The sequence below is a fragment of the Enterobacter sp. LU1 genome, from assembly GCF_008271405.2.
Classification (GTDB): domain Bacteria; phylum Pseudomonadota; class Gammaproteobacteria; order Enterobacterales; family Enterobacteriaceae; genus Enterobacter; species Enterobacter hormaechei_C.
Genome location: NZ_CP043438.2, coordinates 946210 through 969228, shown reverse-complemented (window position 1 = coordinate 969228; position 23019 = coordinate 946210). Strand labels below are relative to the sequence as shown.

General features: G+C 55.1%; 24 protein-coding genes. 6 read left to right on the top strand and 18 right to left on the bottom strand.

Annotated elements, in window-relative coordinates:
* Window positions 1-24: 24 nt before the first annotated feature.
* The 5 genes from ppnP to FZF21_RS04555 all read right to left on the bottom strand — a co-directional run bounded on the left by ppnP (window position 25) and on the right by FZF21_RS04555 (window position 2661).
* Window positions 25-312, bottom strand: a complete 288-nt coding sequence (gene ppnP / locus FZF21_RS04575) for a pyrimidine/purine nucleoside phosphorylase (protein ID WP_003859131.1) — start codon at window positions 310-312, stop codon at window positions 25-27.
* Window positions 313-383: 71 nt separating this feature from the next.
* Window positions 384-1061, bottom strand: a complete 678-nt coding sequence (locus FZF21_RS04570) for an AroM family protein (RefSeq protein ID WP_003859133.1) — start codon at window positions 1059-1061, stop codon at window positions 384-386.
* A gap of 236 nt (window positions 1062-1297) precedes the next feature.
* Window positions 1298-1489: a protein YaiA gene (yaiA, locus tag FZF21_RS04565; protein ID WP_003859135.1), complete on the bottom strand. Its 192-nt coding sequence runs from the start codon at window positions 1487-1489 to the stop codon at window positions 1298-1300.
* Between the two features lie 44 nt (window positions 1490-1533).
* Window positions 1534-2058 carry a shikimate kinase AroL gene (aroL, locus tag FZF21_RS04560; protein WP_017383154.1) on the bottom strand — a complete coding sequence of 175 codons (525 nt, stop codon included), beginning with the start codon at window positions 2056-2058 and terminating at the stop codon, window positions 1534-1536.
* 144 nt (window positions 2059-2202) lie between these two features.
* Window positions 2203-2661: a YaiI/YqxD family protein gene (locus tag FZF21_RS04555; RefSeq protein ID WP_003859141.1), complete on the bottom strand. Its 459-nt coding sequence runs from the start codon at window positions 2659-2661 to the stop codon at window positions 2203-2205.
* 97 nt (window positions 2662-2758) lie between these two features.
* On the opposite strand from FZF21_RS04555, the gene proC reads away from it, so the two are divergent.
* Window positions 2759-3568, top strand: coding sequence for a pyrroline-5-carboxylate reductase (gene proC, locus FZF21_RS04550; protein ID WP_015571314.1), 810 nt, complete (start codon window positions 2759-2761; stop codon window positions 3566-3568).
* A 16-nt stretch (window positions 3569-3584) separates the two neighbouring features.
* Here proC and adrA read toward each other — a convergent pair whose 3' ends face one another.
* The 5 genes from adrA to FZF21_RS04525 form a co-directional block, all read right to left on the bottom strand.
* On the bottom strand, window positions 3585-4688 hold the full coding sequence (adrA, locus tag FZF21_RS04545) for a diguanylate cyclase AdrA (protein ID WP_017694436.1): 1104 nt from the start codon (window positions 4686-4688) through the stop codon (window positions 3585-3587).
* A 102-nt stretch (window positions 4689-4790) separates the two neighbouring features.
* Entirely contained in the window at window positions 4791-5111 is a 321-nt protein-coding gene (psiF, locus tag FZF21_RS04540; RefSeq protein WP_015571316.1) for a phosphate starvation-inducible protein PsiF, read from the bottom strand.
* Window positions 5112-5405: 294 nt separating this feature from the next.
* On the bottom strand, window positions 5406-5666 hold the full coding sequence (gene iraP / locus FZF21_RS04535) for an anti-adapter protein IraP (protein WP_003859148.1): 261 nt from the start codon (window positions 5664-5666) through the stop codon (window positions 5406-5408).
* A 208-nt stretch (window positions 5667-5874) separates the two neighbouring features.
* The gene (locus FZF21_RS04530; protein WP_015571317.1) at window positions 5875-7089 is read right to left on the bottom strand and encodes a multidrug efflux MFS transporter; all 1215 of its coding nucleotides are present in this window, start codon (window positions 7087-7089) and stop codon (window positions 5875-5877) included.
* Between the two features lie 169 nt (window positions 7090-7258).
* On the bottom strand, window positions 7259-7942 hold the full coding sequence (locus tag FZF21_RS04525; protein WP_017383151.1) for an extensin family protein: 684 nt from the start codon (window positions 7940-7942) through the stop codon (window positions 7259-7261).
* A gap of 103 nt (window positions 7943-8045) precedes the next feature.
* Between FZF21_RS04525 and ddlA the strand changes: the two genes are divergently transcribed.
* Window positions 8046-9143, top strand: a complete 1098-nt coding sequence (gene ddlA / locus FZF21_RS04520; RefSeq protein ID WP_017383150.1) for a D-alanine--D-alanine ligase — start codon at window positions 8046-8048, stop codon at window positions 9141-9143.
* A 3-nt stretch (window positions 9144-9146) separates the two neighbouring features.
* Here ddlA and FZF21_RS04515 read toward each other — a convergent pair whose 3' ends face one another.
* Window positions 9147-9368 (bottom strand): DUF2754 domain-containing protein, encoded by a 222-nt coding sequence (locus FZF21_RS04515; protein ID WP_015571318.1) that lies wholly within the window; start codon window positions 9366-9368, stop codon window positions 9147-9149.
* Between the two features lie 248 nt (window positions 9369-9616).
* Between FZF21_RS04515 and FZF21_RS04510 the strand changes: the two genes are divergently transcribed.
* Window positions 9617-9919, top strand: coding sequence for a DUF2755 family protein (locus FZF21_RS04510; protein WP_003859159.1), 303 nt, complete (start codon window positions 9617-9619; stop codon window positions 9917-9919).
* Here FZF21_RS04510 and FZF21_RS04505 read toward each other — a convergent pair whose 3' ends face one another.
* Entirely contained in the window at window positions 9920-11017 is a 1098-nt protein-coding gene (locus FZF21_RS04505) for a DUF1615 domain-containing protein (RefSeq protein WP_017383149.1), read from the bottom strand.
* Between the two features lie 12 nt (window positions 11018-11029).
* Complete coding sequence (gene sbmA / locus FZF21_RS04500; protein WP_045341115.1) at window positions 11030-12250, bottom strand: peptide antibiotic transporter SbmA; 1221 nt, start codon at window positions 12248-12250, stop codon at window positions 11030-11032.
* Window positions 12251-12600: 350 nt separating this feature from the next.
* On the opposite strand from sbmA, the gene ampH reads away from it, so the two are divergent.
* Window positions 12601-13761 (top strand): D-alanyl-D-alanine-carboxypeptidase/endopeptidase AmpH, encoded by a 1161-nt coding sequence (ampH, locus tag FZF21_RS04495; protein ID WP_003859164.1) that lies wholly within the window; start codon window positions 12601-12603, stop codon window positions 13759-13761.
* Window positions 13762-13763: 2 nt separating this feature from the next.
* Here the strand turns inward: ampH and FZF21_RS04490 are convergent, their stop codons facing one another.
* Window positions 13764-14390: a helix-turn-helix domain-containing protein gene (locus FZF21_RS04490; RefSeq protein WP_017694440.1), complete on the bottom strand. Its 627-nt coding sequence runs from the start codon at window positions 14388-14390 to the stop codon at window positions 13764-13766.
* Window positions 14391-14479: 89 nt separating this feature from the next.
* On the bottom strand, window positions 14480-17254 hold the full coding sequence (locus FZF21_RS04485) for an autotransporter outer membrane beta-barrel domain-containing protein (RefSeq protein ID WP_149121061.1): 2775 nt from the start codon (window positions 17252-17254) through the stop codon (window positions 14480-14482).
* A gap of 440 nt (window positions 17255-17694) precedes the next feature.
* Between FZF21_RS04485 and hemB the strand changes: the two genes are divergently transcribed.
* Window positions 17695-18669: a porphobilinogen synthase gene (gene hemB / locus FZF21_RS04480; RefSeq protein WP_015571323.1), complete on the top strand. Its 975-nt coding sequence runs from the start codon at window positions 17695-17697 to the stop codon at window positions 18667-18669.
* Window positions 18670-18797: 128 nt separating this feature from the next.
* Window positions 18798-20498 (top strand): lysophospholipid acyltransferase family protein, encoded by a 1701-nt coding sequence (locus FZF21_RS04475; RefSeq protein ID WP_017694442.1) that lies wholly within the window; start codon window positions 18798-18800, stop codon window positions 20496-20498.
* A gap of 79 nt (window positions 20499-20577) precedes the next feature.
* Here the strand turns inward: FZF21_RS04475 and tauD are convergent, their stop codons facing one another.
* Genes tauD through tauB form a run of 3 tightly spaced genes read right to left on the bottom strand, consistent with a single transcriptional unit; the run spans window position 20578 to window position 23017 of the window.
* A complete protein-coding gene (gene tauD / locus FZF21_RS04470; RefSeq protein ID WP_017694443.1) occupies window positions 20578-21429 on the bottom strand; it encodes a taurine dioxygenase in 852 nt (283 codons plus the stop codon).
* Window positions 21426-22253 (bottom strand): taurine ABC transporter permease TauC, encoded by an 828-nt coding sequence (gene tauC, locus FZF21_RS04465; protein ID WP_017383144.1) that lies wholly within the window; start codon window positions 22251-22253, stop codon window positions 21426-21428. The genes tauD and tauC overlap by 4 nt, the downstream gene beginning before the upstream one ends.
* Window positions 22250-23017, bottom strand: a complete 768-nt coding sequence (tauB, locus tag FZF21_RS04460; protein ID WP_017383143.1) for a taurine ABC transporter ATP-binding subunit — start codon at window positions 23015-23017, stop codon at window positions 22250-22252. Before tauB ends, tauC begins: the two co-directional genes overlap by 4 nt.
* Between the last annotated feature and the right edge of the window lie 2 nt (window positions 23018-23019).

Sequence of the window (23019 nt, the reverse complement as noted above, 5' to 3'; positions counted from 1 at the left end):
GCGAATGCGCCACCCGGCATGCTTTTATTTCAGATAGCGGCACAGATAAGAGGTTGGCTCTGCAACCTGCAAATGGAACTCGCTGTGGCCCGGCACGTTGAAGACCTGCCCGGCACTATAGACTTTCCACTCCGTTTCACCTGGCAGCAGGACGTTCAGCGCGCCGCTGACCACCGTCATCTCTTCCGCTTCTGCGGTGCCAAAGGTGTATTCCCCTTCCGCCATTACGCCGACACTGGCGCGGCCAGTGCTGCTGCTGGTAAAACCAATGGATTTCACTTTACCGGAAAAGTATTCGTTACTTTGAAGCATGAACTGGCCCTTATATTTATAGAGAAAAATCCACTATAGGGGCCATGCTCATGACCTGTCACGCAAAATCATTACACCAGTAATTCTGACGCCAGGCGCGCCATCAGGACGTTAGAGAGCAGCACCGGAACATCCAGCGCCTTTTGCAGTAAATCACGATGCCGCTGATGGAAGCCCAGGCAGTCGAGCATCAGGACATCCGCCCCTCTGTCGATCAACTCCTGCCCGGCTGCAATCAGCTTCGCTTCGCTGTCCCAGAACGGGTTTGCCAGCGCGTACAGCGGGGTGTGCTCCAGCGCGGCCCACTTCACCGTCTGGTTATCCAGCAGTTCCTCAACGGGAACGATGACCCCAACCTGATGACCATCAACAATTGAGGCCACCAGCGGGGGGATAATCCGCATCGGTTCGAGCAGAATGGCATTACGCGCGCTGAGCCCTTTAACGGGTGCTGTGCTCATCAGCAAAATAACGTCATAGTCCTGATTGTCGAGCACTTCGATCACGCCCTGTAGCGCGCGTTCGATTTTCTGGCGCGACACATGCGCCAGTTTACCGTCACTGAGTAACGTTGCCAGGGGATCTTCCCCCTCTCCGACCGCGTAGTCTTCCATGACCTCTTCCCGACTCAGCTTCCCTAACAGACTGAGATGCGTAATTTGTTGTTCAGAGACATGCTCGGTTAAGAGCGGTAATACTTCGCTTACAGGCACCACACCAATCGTGAGGATCGCCAACGTCGCCTTCATTTTGATCGCCTTCCGTTACTACCACAACTGCCACACAGGTACAGGCTCACTACGCTGCACTGTTCATTTTTTCAACAAAACAGCACCAAGGGTAGCAGGGGATCTCTACACCGTAATGTAAAGATCGACTGGCCTTTCCGAATCCACCTGTAATAACTAAATATTAACTGCTGCTTAACATCAGCGATATGTTAAAAGTGTGATTCAGGCACGGTTGTAACGAATTCGGATTCCTGTCAGGACTTCTCAGGATCCTCATAGCGCCGTTTCGCATCCAGCGCTTCCTGTTCGGTTTCATGTTCGCTGATCAGCGAATCAGGTTTAGGGTGATCGGCACGCAGCTGGTACCAGGTTACGGTCTGATCGCCGTTACCTTTTTCAACGGTAACGATGCGGGCTTCACGTGGATAGGGAGGTCTGGTTGGCATAGCTCATCCTTTTTTTATGTCTGAGCTATGAGTATAGACGGCTGTTAGCTGGCGCAAGCCAAACGCAGGGCGGTAATAATCTGAATCGCAACTTTCTCGGGTGACGCTGACGCATCCACAACGTGGTGTGCCGCCTCGCGGTACAGTGCATCGCGTTCGGCGAGGACGTCGCTGACCTCTTCACTCAGCGGTTTCGCGGTCAGCGCCGGGCGCTGTCCCTCTTCCGGAAACGCCTCCAGCCGCCCCACCAGCGTAGAGACCGGGGCACAGAGGTAGATCACGACACCCTTTTCGCGCATAAACTGGCGGTTATACGGTGCCAGAATAATGCCCCCACCGGTCGCGATCACGGTTGACGGCGCGGTCACCGCTTCCAGCGTGGCTGTTTCACGCGCACGAAAGCTCTCCCAACCCTCATCCTCAACGATATCGGCAATGGTCTTACCGGCATTCTCCTGGAGCCAATGGTCAGTATCGACAAACTGACTCTGGCACAGACGCGCCAGCTCCAGACCAACGGTGGTTTTCCCACAGCCGCGAGGGCCAACTAAAAAGATGGGTGGGTTCATAACCAGGTGTTCCCCTTGCTGCCGGATAACTGAAGGCTGTAAAGAAATGATTGCAGTAGATGTTGCGCTAACTTTACTGCAAAGCGGTACGGAATGACAAGCCTGTGGAAGCCACACTGTACCACAAAACCGCCCGGAGGTGGGCTACGCCGGGCGGCGCTTCACTTCCAGCAGCCATTTATCCAGCTCGGCGGCAAACTGCTGGCGATCGCGCTGCGACAGGCTGTCCGGCCCACCGGTTTGCACGCCGCTGGAACGAAGCGTATCCATAAAATCACGCATGGTGAGCTTCTCGCGGATCGTTGCCGGCGAATAGCGTTCTCCGCGCGGGTTCAGCGCCGCCGCCCCTTTCGCCAGTACATCGGCAGCCAGCGGGATATCCGCGGTGATCACCAGATCTCCTGCGTCACACAGGCGTACTATCTCGTTATCCGCCACGTCAAACCCGGCCGGAACGCGCAGAGAACGGATGTATCTGGAGGGCGGCACGCGGATATTCTGGTTCGCCACCAGCGTCAGCGGCATCTGCACGCGCTCGGCAGCACGAAATAAAATCTCTTTGATGACATTCGGACACGCGTCCGCATCAACCCAAATCGCCATAGTCTCTCCCCATTATGATTCTGGTGACTATTGTCGCCTGCATTTCGTTGTTAAGCTATCAATGAGAGATAACAACGCATAATAACGGAGAGACGTGATGGATAAGAAAATCGGGTTTATCGGCTGCGGAAATATGGGCAAAGCTATCCTCGGCGGACTGATTGCCAGCGGGCAGGTGCTGCCGGGGCAGATTTGGGTCTATACCCCATCCCCGGATAAAGTCGCGGCGCTGCGTGATGAGTATGGTGTCAACGCTGCCGAAAGCGCACAGGACGTGGCTCAGGTGGCGGATATTGTCTTTGGCGCCGTTAAGCCGAATATCATGATTAAAGTCCTGAGCGAGATCACCTCCAGCCTTAACAAAGAGACCCTGGTGGTATCGATTGCCGCAGGCGTGACCCTCGATCAGCTCGCCCGCGCGCTGGGCCACGACCGTAAGATTGTTCGCGCCATGCCAAACACCCCGTCGCTGGTGAATGCCGGTATGACATCCGTTACCCCGAACGCGCTGGTCACATCTGAAGACGTGGCGGATGTACTGAATATTTTCCGCTGCTTCGGCGAAGCGGAAGTGATTGCCGAACCGATGATCCACCCGGTAGTCGGCGTGAGCGGCTCTGCCCCGGCGTATGTCTTTATGTTTATCGAAGCCATGGCCGATGCCGCCGTACTGGGTGGAATGCCGCGCGCGCAGGCCTACAAATTTGCAGCGCAGGCGGTGATGGGTTCGGCCAAAATGGTGCTGGAAACGGGTAAACATCCGGGCGAACTGAAAGATATGGTGTGCTCACCGGGGGGCACAACCATTGAAGCCGTGCGCGTGCTGGAAGATCGCGGGTTCCGCTCCGCCGTGATCGAGGCGATGGAAAAATGCATGGAAAAATCAGAGAAGCTCAGTAAGTCCTGATGCGCTACGCCGGGCGTCAGGCGGCCACTTCGGTGCGGCCCCGTCCGGCATTTTTGGCTTTATAGAGGGCCACGTCCGCCGCCTTTAGCCATTCACGATAGTGGGTGAACTGCGCCCCCCAGGGGGCAACCCCAACGCTGATACACAACCTCGCCATAGGTGCTCCGTGCAGCGGCATGTTGACCAGCCGTTCGTGGACGCGCGACATCGCTGCAATCGCGCTGTCGGCAGGCGTGCCGGACATGATCACCGCGAACTCATCCCCGCCAAAACGGCCAATATAATCGCCTGAGCGCAGGGTCAGCTGAAGCTGGCGCGTGATGGCGACAATCGCTTCATCCCCCACGTCATGCCCCCAGGTGTCGTTGATCGTCTTGAAGTGATCGATATCGATGAGCAGTATCGTCGCCTGTCGATGGCTGCGACGGCAGGCCTCAAATTCATTACGCAGCAGCGTTTCCCAGTGACGGCGATTGAACACGCCGGTCATGCCGTCGCGGGTACTCATCAGCTCAAGCCGACGCTTATGCTCTGCCAGACGGATCGCCGTGCGGTGGCTGAGCCAGGCAAACAGTATGGGATAGACCACCAGCACGGGGAGCGTCAGCCACAACGACAGCGGTTCAGAGGTCAATACCACAGGAGTACCCGTGGATTGCACGGTGAGCAGAGCAGACAGAGCAAGCAGCGCCAGTCCTGTCAGAAATAACCGACATCCCCCCGATCCCATCATATTCATGCCGATCATCACGATCAGCGCCGCTGTTGGTAGCGCATTGAACCCTGTTAGCCCCATCCAGACACCGGCAATAATGGCATCGATTTTCAGATTAACAATTTCACTGCTGTGGGGTTCAGCCGAACGAAAAGCCAGCTGCCAGGCCAGATGGGGCCAGACAAAGACCCAGCCCACCAGCAATAACCACCAGACGCCGGAAAGAAACTGGCTCACCAGGACGCTGGCAAGCGGAACGAATAGCGCCGCCAGACCAACGATGCGTGCCAGCCGTATTCGCCGGGCAAATCGCAGACCGGAACGGTATGAATCATCCTGAGAAAGCTGCTGGTGCCACGCTTCCCGAATGTTCTCGTGATTGTCATAAAACTCATCATTCATCATTTTTGGGAATATTCTGAAACATTTTCCCAAATTATAGAGAGGGGGATAGCGGGGAAAGTATGAAATTTTGGGTGAGCCACAGCCGTGACTCACCCGTTAGCACTACGCCTGTTTTTTGAGGCACGCGCTCATAAACTTGCTGCGATCGTCGCCTTTCAGCATCTGCTGTGTCGCCTGGGCGTTGCACTCACGCATTTTTTGCTGCTGTGGGGTCAGGCTTTTTTCACCGGGTTTAGCCGCACCATTTTTAAGGCAGTCGCTCATGTACGTTTTACGGGCATCCCCTTTCAGGCTTTGCGATGTCGCCTGTTGGTTACAGGTCGTCATGCGCTGCTGCTGGGGCGTTAACGTTTTCTCTTCCGCGTGTGCTGAGGCGATCAGACACAGGCCAGAGAGCAGGGTAACCAGTATTGTTGTTTTCATTGCACCATCCTTTATGTGAAGTTCCACGTTAAGTCTGGCTCGTTACGGGAAAAAAACCACCCTGCGACTCTGATTTTCGCCGGGCTCTGCGGTTATTTCAGCCCTGTATCGGCACAATATTCATTAACCGGTTTCGCCGGGGGGGAGGCGGTAATTAATAACAGAAATTATGCGGTGAAAGGTGTGCTCTGTCTCAATTTAATTTTCCCTGCATAAATGTGTAAAAATAAAAACAGAGCGACGCCAGGCATCCTGCATGACAATTCTGTGACACGTCATTTCACCTCAGACAGGTTAGCTGCGAGGATGCCTTAAAAGCTTCTTTACGTATTGCTGAAGCAGCTCCGCATCTTCCGCAGGCACCTGGGAATCAGGACGCGCTTTTTCCAGCGCGCCTTCAACGTTGTCGATCAACGCCTCCTGCTCCGGTTTTGCCATCTGTCGCAGCAGCGCCGTCACAACGATTTCCAGCGCCTCGACCTGGGCAACCAGCTCTTTCGACTCTTCTTCCTTTTGGGCAAGCTTAACCAACAACTCAGCAATGAGATTTTTCATGGTGCTATTTCCTTATGTGATTTCCCCTGAAATTAACACCCTCTCTGAATAATGAAAAGCATGGATTGGCTTTATCTTATGCAAAAGTGACATCGCTGCCAAAAAAGATATTTCAGCGCGAAAGCGAAACGTTTTCCTGAAAGAAAGGCGCCGCATTTCGTTATATAAAAATGCGGCGTTCATAAGAATAAATAATATATTATCGTGTTTACCGGGCCGACTTTGCCTCAGCGATTCGCCTGCGGCGTCGCAAGGCAAAGGCCAGTTGAATAATATTCAGCAGGACCACCACCGCCGTCGCGGCAAATACCCAGCGGAAACCCGCCATCGCCGAGACCGAGGCGCCGATAAGCGGGCCCGCTACGTTGCCTAAATACATGAACGACTGGTTGTAGCCAAAAATGCGGCCGGTTACCTGGTCACTGGAATATTTCACCAGCAGCGTCTGAACAGCGGGCAGCATGGCGCCATCTGCGAAGCCAAGCAGGAAGCGCAGGATGCCGAGCTGAAGAGGTGTGGTGACGAATGACATGGCAAAGAAAAGGATCACCGCAATGATGAGCGTTGCCATCAGAATACGTGCCGTACCGATCCTGTCGCCCAGTTTCCCCAGACGCGGAGCAGACATCAGCGCCGACACGCCCGGCACCGCGGCAATCATCCCGCTCAGAAAAGCAATGTTGCTGCTGTCCGGCGCCATCGACTTGATAAACAGCGCCAGAATCGGCCCTACCGAACCGTTACAGAGCTGGATCACCATCGTCGTCACAAAGAGGCTAATCATCAGGCCAGGATAAGGCAGCGAGGCGAAAACCGCTTTTCCGCTCAGGCGTTCGGATTTACTGACAACAGGCCGCCCGCCCTCTTTAATCAGAAAAAGGGTGACCAGAAAGCTGATCGTTAGCAGGATCGCGGTAATGATAAAGACCGCACGCAGCCCGACATGGTCCGCCAGGAAGCCGCCGAGCAGCGGGCCGCCAATGACCCCGCTGATCTGGGCCGTGGAAAGCGTGCTGAGCGCCCAGCCGCTTCGCTCACGCGGTACCTGTGAGGCCACCAGCGCCATGGCATTCGGAATGTAACCGGAGGTCAGCCCCATTATCGCCCGCAGAATAAACAGCTGCCAGACGTTGGTGGCGAAGGCCTGGAGCAAAATGGCTATCGCCATCCCCAGCGAGGCGCGGAGCAGCATCAACTTGCGCCCCTTGCGATCCGCCAGGCTGCCCCACATCGGCGACACAATGGCGGAGACCAGAAACGTCACGCTGAACGTCAGGCCGGACCACATCGAGAGCGCTTCATGAGAAGTCACTCCCAGCTGCGACACATACAGCGGCAGGAAGGGCAATATTTGGCTGATAGCCAGTCCGGTGAAGAAGCAGCCGAACCAGACTGAAATGAGATTAACTTTCCAGGATTCCATAACAGAAATAGTCTTCATTTTTAGGCGAATTCGCCGACAGATTAGCAAGTTACGCGCAATGACATAGCGCCAGAGATGCGGCCTTGCAGACTTTGGTGTTTTATCTTCCCAGTCATCATATTTGTGAAATAAGTCACAATTTATCCAATTTTTGGCGGAAGATTATGCTTCATCGACATAATCCATAGCCGCGCATCCCCAGATGGAAATGGTTGGCATGGGCGGCATTATAGTCCGGCCCCAGACCGTTACCGTAATAGCCACAGCTTGCCGAGAGCAGGGCCTGTAGCCAGGGCTGCGTCTTTTCCGCTTTCCAGCCGTTCAGGACGGTAACGCGCTGTCCATTTGCCAGCCTGAAAGCGCTGATATCCAGCGCATCCGCCGTGGCATGTTCGCTGCGCCGCGCATCCGGGCGGCTGTAGATATTGCGGCAGGCGAAGCTGCCCAGATGTTCAATACGGGTAAGCTCGCTTCCCGTCCAAGTTTTAGTGAGCGGTCGGGCCTGCTGGCTGACAAACAGCGCCGAACTTAACGCCAGCGGACAACTGGCCAGAAAGCTGCTGTTCAGGCTCACCGGGCCAAAATCGCGCACGCGCACCACGTTACTCAGCGGACACTCACCGGCGCTGTCAGCGACAGCCTGGGTACGGATAAGCTGGCGTTGATTCGCCTGCGCTAACAGGCTTTCGCATGCCTGCGGTGTTAAACGTCGAAGTTTAAACTGGGTTATTTTTCCGGGCGGATCGTCAAGCGTAAGCGGCACGAAAGGATTGTAATACGGCGGCAACCAGCGGTAGCCCACCGTGGCGATCCCGGCAATAACAATAAGAATAAGCAGACCTTTTCCTTTCACGCGCCCCCCTTCAGCATCCCCAAAACATTATGGCAGAAGGCCGCGAAACCCGCCGGGCATCGTGGTATGTTATGGGCTTTTCGTCAGACTGGAAGAGAGTGAGATGGCAAAGCAGCGCGTAGGTATTGTCTTTGGGGGAAAATCGGCAGAGCACGAGGTGTCATTGCAATCGGCTAAAAATATCGTTGATGCGATTGATAAAAGCCGTTTTGACGTGGTGCTGCTGGGCATTGATAAACAGGGCCAGTGGCATGTTAACGATGCCAGCCAGTATCTGTTACACGCTGACGATCCGGCGCACATTGCCCTTAATCCTTCTGATGTCAGCGTCGCAACGGTTCCAGGCGTGGAACAGGGACAGCTTATCGATGCCGGGAACGCGCAGGCGCTGGCACAGATTGACGTAGTATTCCCTATCGTTCACGGCACGCTGGGCGAAGACGGCTCTCTGCAAGGCATGTTGCGGATGGCGAACCTGCCGTTTGTCGGTTCCGATGTGCTGGGCTCTGCCGCCTGCATGGATAAAGACGTCACAAAACGTCTCCTGCGCGACGCCGGTCTGAATATTGCGCCGTTCGTGACGCTCACTCGCGCCAACCGCGATAAACACAGCTTCGCGCAGATCCAGGCGCAACTCGGCCTGCCGCTGTTTGTGAAACCGGCGAATCAGGGCTCGTCCGTCGGCGTCAGCAAAGTCACCAGCGAAGCGCAGTTTAACGATGCCGTTCGTCTGGCCTTTGAATTTGACCATAAGGTGGTGGTTGAGCAGGGAATTAACGGTCGTGAAATTGAGTGCGCCGTACTGGGCAACGACTTCCCGCAGGCGAGTACCTGTGGTGAAGTGGTACTGAACAGTGACTTCTATTCCTACGACACCAAATATATTGACGACAAAGGTGCCCAGGTTGTGGTTCCCGCCGCGCTCGATCCTGACGTTAACGACAAGATCCGGGCGATCGCCGTTGAAGCTTATCAGGCGCTGGGTTGCTGTGGGATGGCGCGCGTCGACGTGTTTCTGACGCCGGATAACGAGGTGGTGATTAACGAAATCAACACTCTGCCGGGCTTTACCAATATCAGCATGTACCCGAAGCTGTGGCAGGCCAGCGGGATAAGCTATCCGGAACTGATCACCCGCCTGATTGAACTGGCACTGGAGCGCCACGCCGCTGACAGCGCCCTGAAAAGTTCCGTTAACTAACGGTTAGTCAGCTTTCTCTGCCGTCGTCGTCTCATCGGGACGACGGCGGATAATAAATCCCGCCAGCCAGAAACTGATTACCCAGGTTACCAGCCCAACCGCATAGGTTTGCCAGCCTTTCGCTTCAAATCCCAGCAGCCCGACAACACCGTTGAGAATAAAGATCAGCCCGATCGCAAAGGCGTAGTAATGCCAGTCACGGCGTAATTTGGAAGTGAGCTTCATGACAACTCCGGCAGAAAAAAAACTATCCTCTCACAGTTTGATAAAGGCGTCTGTGGCGGATACGTAAATTCTGAAATGCAGCGCAGTTTCACTTATGTTATCAATTTGTGACGTGATGCAGAAATCGACAATCCAGGAGAAATCCTGAGCCGAATTTCCCACGATTCTGATATTGACAAATGCTATGACCTGTCACACTCACCCTGTACGACGCGTATTAAAACAGAGTGATATTATCGGGAGGTCTTATGGCAGACTTTACATTGTCGAAACCGATTTTTGGCGGAAAACAACCAAAAACCTCCACGGCGGGGAATATTGCCTATGCCCTGTTTGTTCTGTTTTGTTTCTGGGCAGGAACCCAACTGCTGAATATGCTGGTGCATGCCCCTGGCGTGTATGAGCATCTGATGCAGGTGCAGGATACAGGCCGCCCGCGCGTTGAAATCGGTTTAGGCGTGAGCACCGTATTTGGACTCATTCCCTTCCTCGCGGGCAGCATGGTTCTGGGCGTGATTGCCCTTGTCCTGCGCTGGCGCAACCGCCACTGATTACAGTCCCATACAGCGTGCCCGACGATCGTCAACGCGTTTCGCGAACCAGGCGGTCGTCAGGTTACGCGTGATCTTCGGGCTTTCCAGCTGAATGCCTGGCAGAATGGCTCTGGGTAAAGCCTTTCCACTTTTCTTCTCGGCCAGCGCAAAGACCTGCTTATACAGATCCGTTTTCTCAAACGCCAGGCTGTCGCCCTTCTCCAGCTGTCGGCGAATGTCGCTGTTGCTCATCTCCAGCTTCGTCGAGAGTTTTCGCACCGCACGTTCGGTGGTCCCGGCCTCACTGCTGCCGTAAGCAATGAGATCGCCGTCCAAAGCGAGCTTCACACCGCTGGCGCGGCTTACCGCATTCTGGAAGGCTGCATTTCGGCTGGCATACCAGCCCGCGTTAAAGTCGGCAAAGCGATACAGCGGTTTATCGTAGTTGGCCGGATAATTCAGCAGGTGATACGTCCCAAACCACAGCCCACCGCGCAGGGAGAAGACCTCCTGACGTACCGTACCGTCGATATCCCACGGATAGCCGTCGGTATGCTTTTCCGCAAATGCGATACTGACCTGCATCGGACCGCCGGTATGCACCGGATTTAGCGAGCCAAACAGCTTCTGCCCCATCGGCACCATATTGATGAAATCATCGAAAATGGCGCTAAGCTGTTTCTCGGTTTTCACCGTATCCAGCCGTTCACTGTAGCTTTTACCGTTTGGCGAGGTGATTTTAAGGGCGGTATGCACCAGGAAAACCGGGATATGCATCGATTCGGCCCGGCGGTCGATCTCCTTCCAGGCGATTTTGTTCAGGCCAGGCACTACAGGATCTGACTGATACATCGATTCCTGCTGCGCCACCGCGAGCACCGAGCAGATATTCTCCTCGGTAGGCGCGATCTTCTGGCTTTTGAAGGTCGCTGCCAGCGCATCAGCCCACTCACTGCGATCCTTCACGCTGGCGGGCATCTTTTGCCGCACCACGCTCGCCACATCAACGGGCTTCTCCCCTTCTTTGAGCGGGGCAGCCCCTTTTTCGGCACAGCCCGCCAGCACAAAAGCGGCGAGTAACGTCAGCGGTAATGCACGTGGTACGGCAAATGGCATAGCAATTCCTTTTTAACCTAATGTATGGGTGACTTCCTGCACGTCCTTATCGTCCAGCTCACGCTCGAAACTGCGTAAACGTTTGTAGATGGACATCAGCTCCACCAGCGTAGTCCAGGAGCTGATCAGATACTGGAACGAACCGCGAACCTGACCAAAGACGTTGGTGATTTGGGTCATCAGACCGAGCGTAATCGTACCCGCAACGATGGACGGGAACAGCAGGAACAACCCGAAAACGTTATCAACCTGAAGATAAAGAATGCGCGCGATATTGAAATACATGTAATGGAAATAGAGGCGGAAATAGTTACGACGTACGGCGCCAAACAGCTCACGCACGGTAGGCGGTGACGCACGGTTGGCATCGTCTTCGCCATACACCAGTTCTTTACGGTAGGCCGCTTCCACGCGCTGGTTTTTAAACTCCAGCCCCGGCAGCTTGATCCCCACCACCGCCAGCAGCCCCGTTCCCATCAGCGACCAGACAATCGCAGCAATCACCAGGCCGTATGGCAGATGGCCGACAATCGGCAGCTCCGGAACGTGCGACGAGAGCGTCACCAGCACCGGCAGGAAGGCGATCAGCGTCATGATGGCGTTGATAAAGCTCACGCCCATATCTTCCAGAGTAGAGGCAAAACGCATGGTGTCTTCCTGCACACGCTGTGCGGCACCTTCGATATGCCGCAGGTGCTGCCAGTGCGCCATATAGTGTTCGTTCATCGCGGTACGCCAGCGGAACACATAGTGGCTGACGAAAAAGTTATTCATCACGCCAATCACCACGGCGATAAGGGCGATGCCGAGGAAGATCCCCACCTCATGGTAGAACTGGTTAATGGTCACTTTATGCGGCGAACTCAGCGCCGTCTGGATCAGATCGTAAAACGGCGCATACCAGGCGTTGACCGCTACGCCCACTTCCACCAGGAACCAGGTGACAAAGATGATTAACGACGTGCCGAGAATCGACCAGTATTGCCAGCGGTGAGGAGAATAGACGAACCAGAACATGGCGAAAAGCCCTACGCAGAGCGCGTAGTAAGCGTAGAAAAGCAGGTAGCTCATGGACCAGAAGCGCGCTGCGCTAATGGGAATATCGCCCGTTGCCCCCGTAAGACGGGTCAGCCACGCGCCGCCACCGGCCTGCCAGAAAATGACAGCCAGCAGTGCCCAAATAAATGCCGACAGGAAAAAGGGCCCCGGCTTTGGGAAAAAAGACTTAAACATTGTGCTTCCTTCTTGTTGTTATGGCTGTTGCTGTGTTCAACATATCGCCACACGAAACCTTGCCTGTGCCAGCCTCCCGGCTCAGGCAAAAAAGTGAGACCTGCGGGTGAATTATTAGTTCGCTTCCCAGTTTTCAGGAATTGTTTCGGTGCGTTTCATTCGCAACAGCGATCGTAGCGTCTATCATACGGTCGATGTCACAAAATGGGAGCCACGCCGCAAGTAATTGTTCAAATTTACCCACGGTTACGTTTTTCTCGCTATCGTTATGCAAATCGGGCCATTGCCCGACGCCGATTAGTAGTATAACTACCCGTAACTTTCCTTATTCACTTGATGGATGCTTTTCGTTGAAACGTTGTCTGCTCTCTATCGCCGCGCTGTGTGCGGTGAGCCTGTCCACCGCCCAGGCAGCACAGCCTCTGACGGCCCCGGTTCTGGCCTCTGACATTGCCGATCGCTACGCGAACCTTATTTATTACGGCAGCGGTGCGACGGGAATGGCGCTGGTCGTGATCGACGGTAACCAGCGGGTGTTTCGCAGCTTCGGTGAAACACGACCGGGAAATAACGTTCGTCCGCAGCTGGATTCCGTTATCCGTGTCGCATCGATAACCAAGCTGATGACCAGCGAAATGCTGGTCAAACTGCTCGATCAGGGCGTGGTGAAACTCGACGATCCGCTCAGCAAATATGCACCGCCCGGCGCTCGCGTTCCGACATATCAGGGAACGCCGATCAGACTGGTGAATCTGGCGACCCATACCAGCGCCCTGCCGCGAGAACAGCCCGGTGGCGCTGCGCATCGCCCTGTCTTTGTCTGGCCAACCCGCGAGCAACGCTGGAACTACCTGAGCACAGCAACCCTGAAATCGGCCCCGGGCTCGCAGGCCGGCTATTCTAACCTGGCGTTTGATCTGCTGGCCGACGCTTTAGCGACGGCGTCGGGTAAGCCCTACCCTCAACTGTTTGAAGAGCAGATCACGCGTCCGCTCGGGATGAAAGATACCACTTACACCCCCTCCCCGGACCAGTGCAAGCGTCTGATGGTGGCGGAAAAAGGGGCCAGCCCGTGCAATAACACGCTGGCCGCCATTGGCAGCGGTGGCGTTTACTCTACGCCTGGCGACATGATGCGCTGGATGCAACAGTTCCTCTCATCGGATTTTTACGCGCGCAGCAATCAGGCCGACCGAATGCAGACGCTCATCTACCAGCGTGCTCAGCTACGACGCGTCATTGGCATGGATGTTCCAGGTAAAGCCGATGCCCTCGGCATGGGCTGGGTGTATATGGCGCCAAAAGATGGCCGACCGGGGATTATTCAAAAAACCGGTGGAGGTGGCGGATTCATCACCTACATGGCGATGATTCCGCAATCAAACGTAGGCGCTTTTGTGGTGGTCACCCGGTCGCCAAATACACGCTTCGTGAATATGAGTGATGGCGTAAATAATCTGGTGGCCGAGCTGAGCGCCAATAAAGCGCAGGTGCTTACGGCCTCTAACTGATCTCAATAGTCCGTGGGCAAACGGTTGATACTGATCAGTTTGCCCCGGCTCATATTGATGTAGTTCCCCTGCCGCAGCGCCGCCAGAACCTCAGCAACGACCGAACGAGAAATACGCGTGCTACGCTGAATATGATTCATAACACCAATTTTTGAACGTAGCGTGTCATCCCACTCGGCCATATTGATCAGCATCGCCCGGATTTGGCTATAGGAATTATTTCCGACCAATTGCATGTCACGTTTTCCCAATAAATGGTTAAGCCATGACAGCCAGCAGAAAGCCTCTTGCCAAAGTTGCGCGTCCTGAATAAGCTGGTACGCGTCAGATGCCGGTAAATAAAATCCGGTACAAGGCGTCTGTGCCATCAAAGAATATTCAAGATAGTTTTCATTTATCCATGCGCTTAAACCGTGGATATACGGTGCCCGCGCAATACCCATAAGTAATTCGTCTGATTTACGGTGGACGGCCGTCAGGCCGGATTGTATGACAACGGTCAATGGTTCATCATCATTATTGCCGGTAGTTATTAATTGTTGTGGTTCGATCTTAAATGGGGTACCGGCGACTTCCATACACTTTATGAGCCGGCTTAATTCAGAAAGTGGCTTCGCATTAACGTTCATGCATACCTCAAGTCATCTGTATCTGTCGGTTCTTTATAATTTTTAAAACACATAAAAAAGCGGGGGAAAAATCCCCCGCGCTTTCTATATTACCAGGTGTATTTCACACCCAGGTTTGCTCCCCAGTTCTGGTCAACGTCGCCGCCGCCCAGATAAGTCGCATCAGTGTAAGCACTGAAGTTTTTCGTGAAGCTGAACTGAGTGCCCAGTCCCACGCGAACCGCAGAGCCTTCCACGCCGTTATCAATGCTGTCATTGTTGATATCAGCATTGTTGTCGGCATCGTCATACACGTAAGCCAGTTTGAAGTAAGGCGTTAATGCCTGCTCGCCGCCGTAGTTGAAGGTATAACCTGCATCCACGCCGAGTTCATAACGCATACTGTCGTAAGACTGACCATCGATACGCATGTCGTTGCTTAGCTGGTAGTCATCACCGGACTGGAACAGGCCAGAGATCGCCGCGTAAGGCGTGACGTAGCCAGACAGGTTTGGTTTCCAGTCATAGCCCAGTTTCATCCCGAAACCAACGGCGTCAGTCGTGGTATTACCGTCAACATACTGACCGTTGCTCATGGTAGCAGAGAGGTCGTTGTTGAAGCGGGTGTAGCTCAGGGAGCTGTCGAGGAAGATGTCGTTCATGAACTTCGCCGACGCGTAGATCATCGCAGTCTGGCTGTCCTGATCGACCTGACCAGTACGATCGCTGATATCACCCTTCGCGAAACCAGCCGCACCACCGACAATCCACTTCGCGTTATTACCGTCGATCTGAGTATCCAGACCTACCATAATGCCGCTTACGTCCTGATCGTAGCTAACGGTGCCATTATCCGCGTCAAAGTTGCCGCCGAAATAGCTCACCCATGCGCCGCCGTTATCTGCCAGGCCATGACGGCTGTTGGTCAGACGGGTACCCACGGTATCCTGTTGCAGATTCCAGATGTTGGTATTAGCAGAAGGAATGCTCAGCGCCATGTTGGCGTAGTCAGTCAGCTCTTCCTGCTGGAGAACAACGGTGTCGCCCTTCTGCTGCGCCTGATAGGTGTATGCACCTAAATCAGCTTTGTTTGCCGCAGTAAAGCTGGCAGCGGTATCCGCGTTATTGTCATAGACGCGAACGATCTCTTTGTTTTCGTAGTCAGCTACGGAGCCTGCGCCGGTCGCATCGTCGATGCGCACTTTATAGTTACCGGCAACGTCACCGTTCACCGCCAGATGGCCGTCAGAGTTCAGCGCGACAACACCATAGTCGTAATCCGCTTTAGAGCGATCGTTGGTGATATAGCGTGCGTTGTTCAGGTCGCTGTTCAGCACATAATCACGGCTGGCAACGTTAAGCACACCGCCATCGGTCAGCACCATATTGTGCGTATCAACCTGACCCAGACCCAGCGCCAGCTCTGCACCGTTGTCCACGGTAATGGTGTTGGCATACAGCTCAGCTGTCTCTTCAGTGAGTGCAGCACGGCTGTAGCTATCCAGATACAGGCTGTCGGTAGCCACACCACCGCTGTCGCCAATATTCAGGCTAGACGCATTGGTCAGGGTGATGGAATCTGCCAGCAGGCCGGAGTTTTCAACATTGACCTGAGACTGGTTGTTCACCGTCAGCGCGTCGATGTTGGAGATCTTACGGGTATCCCACTCGGAACCGTTATCCAGCGCCACGTTGAACAGGCCGCTCTGATAAACTTCTTCACCTGCAACATGACCGTTGCTGTCAAAGGTAGAATCAGGCCAGATGCTGTTTGGAGAAAGCGTGTGCCAGTCTACATCGCTGTAGCCTTCACCATACATCTGCGCCGTGCCGATGGCTTCAACGCTGGACTGCGCGGCACCCACCCATTTACTGCCGTTGGTCAGCGTGACATCCAGCTTGTCGGTATCATCCCAGCCGTTGGTGGTTGGGTTATAGACGCCGTCATCGGTGGTATCCGTTGCCGGATCGCCATTCTCGTAGAAGTTGTTATCAAAGGTGCTGGCGAAAAGGATGTCGCCGGTAATGGTAGAGTGATCGAAGGTAGCGGTGGTCTGCATAGCGTTATCAGACGCGCCAGCAACAACGATCAGCGCCGCATCATCCGCAGCCGTGGCGTTGGTTTCACCGTAGTCGCTCGGCTTCGCCGTTTGACCGTAGAAGCCACTGGTACCCAGATCGCTGTACGCACCAGAGGTCAGCACAGAATCTTTCACCACCAGCGTATCGGTAAAGATATTGCTGCTGTTAGCAACGCCTTCAACACCGTCGTATGGCGTGTTATCCAGCTCCTGATAACCCTGCGTCAGCGTGATGCCCGCGATATGGGAGTTGTTCTGAATAACGATGTCAGATTCAACCTCCAGCGTGATCGCGTTACCCAGACCATAGGTGTCCAGATAATGCGTTTCAGTGGTTTCACCATTGACGACATCGTAGGCGTAATGCTCGTAGGTATCGTTGATGGTGGAGTTATCAACAGTCAGGCTAAAACGATCATACTGGGTATGAGTGGTACCGTCAGTATCCACGCCATCTGCACACGTCGTGGTCATACACTCTGACGTGATCATGCCGTTAATGGTGCTGTTAGAAATACTCAACGCGTTCGCACGGCCATTGACACCATCATCCAGATAGTATGTCGAAATAACTCCGTTTACGGTTGATTTATTGATGACTGGATAAATGTCACCATCATGTGTGGCATCTGAATAATCCCAGTCAGCATAACCATAATACCAGGGCGTGGACGCGGTATTGTCATAGCCAAAAGTATTATATGTTGTGCCGGATATATCTTTCGCATTGGCCTGAGAAGCGATAGCCAGTGTGCAGGCTAATGCAAGTTGTGATACAACCAGTTTCTTTTTCCATGTTTGCATTGGGTCATCCCTCCTCAGGGACGTAAGCAAGTTTGTCCATCAAATCATTTGGCAACATTAAATTGCGGAAGGAATTATGCAGTTTCAGTTCGAAAAGGTTCAATGAATGATTCCATTAAGTCCGTATTCAGACAAATAAGCTTGTAAACCCAGGACAATATCAATCATTATGAATAAATATTATAAATTCAACTGATTGCAAACTACTTTAGTTGCTTCGGCACATATAATAAAAAGCAATAAATCATTTATATTTATAATCCCGAACCAATATAGAAACCTCACCAATATTAAACACCAGAATAAGTTTTATAATATAGACAAAATACATACAGCGAATATTAGTCGATTTCGAAAATCTAAAAGACAACTTTAGTAAAACACCGCTCCCTGCTTTCAGGTACACTATACCTCTTTGTTCCACAAACATCAGGCATACCATGACCGATTTAATTGCACGTCCCCGTCGCCTGCGCAAGTCTCCCGCACTGCGCGCCATGTTTGAAGAGACAACACTGACCTTAAACGATCTGGTGTTGCCGATTTTTGTTGAAGAAGAGATCGATGACTACAAAGCCATCGACGCGATGCCGGGCGTGATGCGCATTCCTGAAAAGCATCTGGCCCGCGAGATCGAACGCATTGCGAATGCGGGCATCCGCTCGGTAATGACGTTCGGTATCTCCCACCACACTGACGCGACCGGCAGCGATGCCTGGAAAGAAGACGGCCTCGTCGCCCGCATGTCGCGCATCTGCAAAGAGAGTGTGCCGGAGATGATCGTCATGTCCGATACCTGCTTCTGCGAATACACCTCTCATGGCCACTGCGGTGTGCTGTGCGATCACGGCGTGGACAACGATGCGACCCTGCTGAATCTGGGCAAGCAGGCGGTAGTTGCCGCCGCTGCGGGTGCGGATTTCATTGCGCCTTCTGCGGCAATGGATGGGCAGGTACAGGCGATCCGTCAGGCGCTGGACGCTGCGGGCTTCACCGACACCGCCATCATGTCCTATTCCACCAAATTCGCCTCCTCTTTCTACGGTCCGTTCCGTGAAGCAGCCGGCACGGCGCTGAAAGGCGATCGTAAAACCTATCAGATGAACCCGCTGAACCGCCGCGAAGCGATTCGTGAGTCTCTGCTGGATGAAGCCCAGGGCGCTGACTGCCTGATGGTGAAACCGGCTGGCGCATACCTGGATATCCTGCGCGACATTCGCGAACGCACCGAACTGCCGCTGGGCGCCTACCAGGTGAGCGGCGAGTACGCGATGATCAAATTCGCCGCGCAGGCGGGTGCCATCGACGAAGAGAAAGTGATCCTCGAAAGCCTGGGGGCGATCAAACGCGCGGGCGCGGACCTGATCTTCAGCTATTTCGCGCTGGATCTGGCTGAGAAGAAAATTCTGCGTTAATCCGCTTTAGCGCCGGGTAACGACTTCGCCTTACCCGGCCTGCTCTCTGCGCTAATCTTCACCAAACTGCAATACAAACGACATCTCCTCCTTCTACTGTCTGGGCAAGACGGCAGGAGGAGTGATCAATGTTTAGTCTCGACAGCGTTCTTGATGACCTTTGGCCTCAGGCGAGGCCCGCACCCTGGCAAAAAAGTCTGTTAAAAAGACTGCTTCACGAAGACGAATTTCAGCAGTTTGCCGCCAGCCACCGTCACCTGAAAGGGCTGGATATGGTGGAGCAGGTTCTGGAACACCTTGATATTCACTGCTCCGTTTCCGCCCGCGACCTCGAACAAATCCCCGAACACGGCCCAATCATTGTGATAGCGAACCACCCGACCGGCACCCTGGATGGGCTGGCGCTGCTGTATGCCGTTTCCCGCGTGCGCCGCGACGTGAGGGTTGTTACCAACAGGATGCTGTCCCACCTTGAGCCCCTCAGTTCATTATTTATTCCCGTAGATAATATGGGCGGCAGAACCGCAAAATCCTCGCTGATACAGATGGAGCAGCACCTGCAAAACGCCGGCGTGCTGATCTTCTTTCCGGCGGGCGAAGTTTCCCGCCCAACGCGCAAAGGCATCCGCGATAAAAAATGGCATCCGGGCTTTATCAAGCTGGCCGGCAAACTACGGGTGCCGCTACTCCCGGTACATATCCAGGCGCACAACAGCCTGCTGTTTTATGCCAGTACCCTGGTCTCGCCAACGGTATCCATGCTGCTGCTGATGCAACAGATGTTTCGCCGCCGTCACAGTCAGTTGCCGATCAAAATCGGCCAGCAGATTGCCTGGAATGAGCGGTTTAGTTCTACCCTTTCATCGCGTGAGATGGCCGAGCAGTGTCGTCAGCACGTGATACGTCTTGGCAAGGGATTGCCTGGCGTCTTTAAAACCCAGTGCGCCATTGCCCGCCCGGAAGACAGGGCGACGCTCAAGCGCGAACTGGCGCAGGCCGAGTGTCTGGGCAAAACCAGCGATGGTAAGGCCATCTATCTTTGGCAGCGCAACGGGCAGGAAGAGGCGCCTCTGCTGCGCGAGCTTGGGCGGCTGCGCGAGATTGCCTTTCGTGCCGTGGAGGAAGGCAGCGGGAAGCGCCGGGATACCGACAGCTACGATGATGACTATCTGCACCTTATTCTGTGGGATGACGATGACCTGGAGATTGTCGGCGCGTACCGCTTTATGCCAACGGCCATGCAGGTGGAAAAGCGCGGCGTCGAGGGGTTGTACAGCTACAGCCTGTTCCACTACGACGAAAAAATGCAGGACATACTGGAGCACGGTATTGAGCTGGGGCGCAGCTTTATACAGCCGCGCTACTGGGGGCGTCGCGGTCTGGACTATCTGTGGTCAGGCATTGGCGCCTATCTGGCACGCTATCCCCATTACCGTTACCTGTTTGGTCCGGTGTCCATCTCCGGCGGCTTACCGCCAGCCGCACGGGATCTGCTGGTGGCGTTTTATCGTCTCTGGTTTCCGGCCAGCCATCCCTTAGCCGCCTCGCGTCAACCCTACCCGGCCTCACTTCCGGACGTGCTGGCACAGTTTGGCGGAGTGGATTACGTGGATGACCTGACAAAGCTGAAATCCCTGCTCGGCAACCTGGGTTGCGGCATCCCGCCGCTCTACAAACAGTATTCCGAGCTATGCGAACCCGGCGGCGTGCAGTTTATCGATTTCGGCAGCGATCCGGCGTTCAATAACTGTATCGACGGGCTGGTGCTGGTGGATCTGTGTTATCTGAAGGCAAACCGCTATCAGCGGTATATAGAAGCACACCTTTAGCTCCGTTGCCCGGTGGCGCTGCGCTTACCGGCCCTACAATTAAACGTAGGCCGGGTAAGGCAACGCCGCCACCCGGCAATCAAGGCGCACGGTAAAACGGCTTATCCCCCAGGATCGTCGCCCGCTGCATAATCCTTCGCTGCGGCAGGTAATCCGCATTGGCGTAATGCTGCGTGACGCGGTTATCCCAGATCGCCAGATCGTTCTCCTGCCAGCGCCAGCGCACCTGGAACTCCGGTTTGGTGATGTGTGCGAACAGGAAGCCGAGCAGCGCCTCACTCTCTTTTTCCGCTACGTCCACGATACGCGTGGTAAACCCTTCATTCACAAACAGCGCCTGTTTGCCCGTCACCGGATGGGTACGCACCACCGGGTGCAGCAGCGGGGGATGTTTTGCGACCGCATCCAGCCAGCGCTGGTGCTCCTCTTCGCTTTTGCGGTACTTGTACTCCGGGAACGATTTTTTGAAGTCATGCTCCGCCCGCAGGCCGCTCAGCAGAGTCTGGAGCGGCGCGGAGAGCGCCTCAAACGCGGCAATCCCGCTGGCCCACAGCGTATCCCCACCCGTTTCCGGCAGCTGTTTTGCTGCCAGAATCGCCCCGGCTGGCGGTGTGTCGATAAAGGTAACGTCCGTGTGCCAGTTGTCATTATCGGGCGGGTTATCGTTATGGGTGTCCAGCACGATAATTTCCTCCACCCCTTCCGCATGCGGGTAGACCGGGTGGATATGCAGGTCGCCAAAACGCAGGGCCAGCGCGCGCTGCTGCTGTGGGGTAATGGCCTGTTCGCGCAGGAACACCACCTGATGACGCAGCACCGCGTGGTACAGCTGCTCAAACTGGTTATCGCTCAGCGGACGGGTTACGTCCAGGCCCGACACCTGCGCGCCAATATATGGCCCCAGCGGGGTAATGGTCAGTCGTTCACTCATTGTATTTCTCCATGCCAGGGCGTCAGGCGACGCTGTAGCGCGCGCAGTCCCAGTTCTAATCCAAAGGCAATCGCGGCGATCACCGCGATCCCTGCCAGTACCACGTCAGTCGCCAGGAACTCTCCCGCCGACTGCACCATAAACCCAAGGCCGCGCGTGGCGGCTATCAGCTCTGCCGCCACCAGCGTAGACCAGCCCACCCCAAGGCCGATGCGCAGCCCGGTCAGTATCTCCGGCAGCGCGCCTGGTAAAATGACGAACAGCAGTATCTGCGCGCGGCTGGCGCCGAGCGACTGCGCCGCACGTATGCGTACCTGCTGCGCACTTTTTACGCCAGCCAGGGCCGACATGGCTACCGGCGCAAATATCGCCAGGTATATCAGTAAGATCTTTGACGTCTCGCCGATGCCAAACCAGATCACCATCAGGGGCAGGTAAGCCAGCGGCGGGACGGGACGGTAAAGCTCTATCAGCGGGTCGAGAATGCCGCGTACCGTCGGGCTCAGTCCCATCGCGATCCCCACCGGAACGCCAATAATGACCGCCGCCAGCAGCGCCACCAGAATACGCATCAGACTGGCGCCTAAATGCTGCCAGAGCGTGGCATCCATAAAGCCCTGCGGCCCGGCGATGGTAATCAGTTTTTCCAGAACCTGGCCTGGCGGGGGCAGAAACAGCGGGCTGACCCACTGCTGCGCGGCAACCGCCCACCATACCGCCAGCAGCACCACCAGCGTGCTGAGGCTTAAGGTGAGCTGGCGAGAAAACGGCCAGCGTAAGGCAAGGCGCGTCCGCCGCGTTTTTTCACTGAAAACAATGCTCATGAGAACGCCTCCCGTTGCTCAAACACGCGGCTTAAGACGTATTCACGCTGTTCAATAAACAGCGGATCGGATTTGATGCTGCGTACCGGCTCTCCCGCCACATAGCGGCGGGCAAACTCAAGCGGCAGGCGCTCCAGCACGCGTCCCGGCCCCGGTGAGAGCAGCACCAGCTCCGTCGCCATAAACACGGCCTCTTCGATATCGTGGGTGATTAACAGCACCTGCTTGCCGGTTTCGTGCCACAGGCGCAGCAGCAGGGTTTGCATCTGCTCGCGGGTGAAGGCATCCAGCGCCCCGAAAGGTTCGTCCAGCAACAGCAGCTGTGGGTTAGCCGCCAGCGCACGGGCGATCCCGACGCGCTGACGCTGCCCACCTGAAAGCTGCCAGATAAAGCGTTTTTCAGCCCCCTCCAGCCCGACCTTTTTCAGCATATCGCGCGCCGTACTCAGGCGCTGTTCACGCGCTACACCGGCCAGTTGCAGACCAAACGCAACGTTTTCCTGAACGTTTCGCCACGGGAGTAATCCTTCATTCTGAAAGACCACGCCGCGCTCTGCGCCCGGCCCCGTTACCCGTTTTCCTTCCAGCTGGATCGTGCCGTGCTGATACGGTACAAACCCGGCGATCAGGTTCAGCAGCGTCGTTTTCCCGCAGCCGGACGGCCCCAGCACCACCAGCAGTTCACCGCTGTCCAGCGTCAGGTTGATCTCTTCCAGGGCGGGTTTGCCGCCGTAATCGGCAGACAGGTTTGTAATGTTCAGCATTG

Bases quoted from the DNA above. Each gene is read 5' to 3' on its own strand.
- ppnP (WP_003859131.1), bottom strand. From the start codon at position 312: ATGCTTCAAAGTAACGAATACTTTTCCGGTAAAGTGAAATCCATTGGT.
- FZF21_RS04570 (WP_003859133.1), bottom strand. From the start codon at position 1,061: ATGAAGGCGACGTTGGCGATCCTCACGATTGGTGTGGTGCCTGTAAGC.
- yaiA (WP_003859135.1), bottom strand. From the start codon at position 1,489: ATGCCAACCAGACCTCCCTATCCACGTGAAGCCCGCATCGTTACCGTT.
- aroL (WP_017383154.1), bottom strand. From the start codon at position 2,058: ATGAACCCACCCATCTTTTTAGTTGGCCCTCGCGGCTGTGGGAAAACC.
- FZF21_RS04555 (WP_003859141.1), bottom strand. From the start codon at position 2,661: ATGGCGATTTGGGTTGATGCGGACGCGTGTCCGAATGTCATCAAAGAG.
- proC (WP_015571314.1), top strand. From the start codon at position 2,759: ATGGATAAGAAAATCGGGTTTATCGGCTGCGGAAATATGGGCAAAGCT.
- adrA (WP_017694436.1), bottom strand. From the start codon at position 4,688: ATGATGAATGATGAGTTTTATGACAATCACGAGAACATTCGGGAAGCG.
- psiF (WP_015571316.1), bottom strand. From the start codon at position 5,111: ATGAAAACAACAATACTGGTTACCCTGCTCTCTGGCCTGTGTCTGATC.
- iraP (WP_003859148.1), bottom strand. From the start codon at position 5,666: ATGAAAAATCTCATTGCTGAGTTGTTGGTTAAGCTTGCCCAAAAGGAA.
- FZF21_RS04530 (WP_015571317.1), bottom strand. From the start codon at position 7,089: ATGGAATCCTGGAAAGTTAATCTCATTTCAGTCTGGTTCGGCTGCTTC.
- ddlA (WP_017383150.1), top strand. From the start codon at position 8,046: ATGGCAAAGCAGCGCGTAGGTATTGTCTTTGGGGGAAAATCGGCAGAG.
- FZF21_RS04515 (WP_015571318.1), bottom strand. From the start codon at position 9,368: ATGAAGCTCACTTCCAAATTACGCCGTGACTGGCATTACTACGCCTTT.
- FZF21_RS04510 (WP_003859159.1), top strand. From the start codon at position 9,617: ATGGCAGACTTTACATTGTCGAAACCGATTTTTGGCGGAAAACAACCA.
- FZF21_RS04505 (WP_017383149.1), bottom strand. From the start codon at position 11,017: ATGCCATTTGCCGTACCACGTGCATTACCGCTGACGTTACTCGCCGCT.
- sbmA (WP_045341115.1), bottom strand. From the start codon at position 12,250: ATGTTTAAGTCTTTTTTCCCAAAGCCGGGGCCCTTTTTCCTGTCGGCA.
- FZF21_RS04490 (WP_017694440.1), bottom strand. From the start codon at position 14,390: ATGAACGTTAATGCGAAGCCACTTTCTGAATTAAGCCGGCTCATAAAG.
- FZF21_RS04485 (WP_149121061.1), bottom strand. From the start codon at position 17,254: ATGCAAACATGGAAAAAGAAACTGGTTGTATCACAACTTGCATTAGCC.
- hemB (WP_015571323.1), top strand. From the start codon at position 17,695: ATGACCGATTTAATTGCACGTCCCCGTCGCCTGCGCAAGTCTCCCGCA.
- FZF21_RS04475 (WP_017694442.1), top strand. From the start codon at position 18,798: ATGTTTAGTCTCGACAGCGTTCTTGATGACCTTTGGCCTCAGGCGAGG.
- tauD (WP_017694443.1), bottom strand. From the start codon at position 21,429: ATGAGTGAACGACTGACCATTACCCCGCTGGGGCCATATATTGGCGCG.
- tauC (WP_017383144.1), bottom strand. From the start codon at position 22,253: ATGAGCATTGTTTTCAGTGAAAAAACGCGGCGGACGCGCCTTGCCTTA.
- tauB (WP_017383143.1), bottom strand. From the start codon at position 23,017: ATGCTGAACATTACAAACCTGTCTGCCGATTACGGCGGCAAACCCGCC.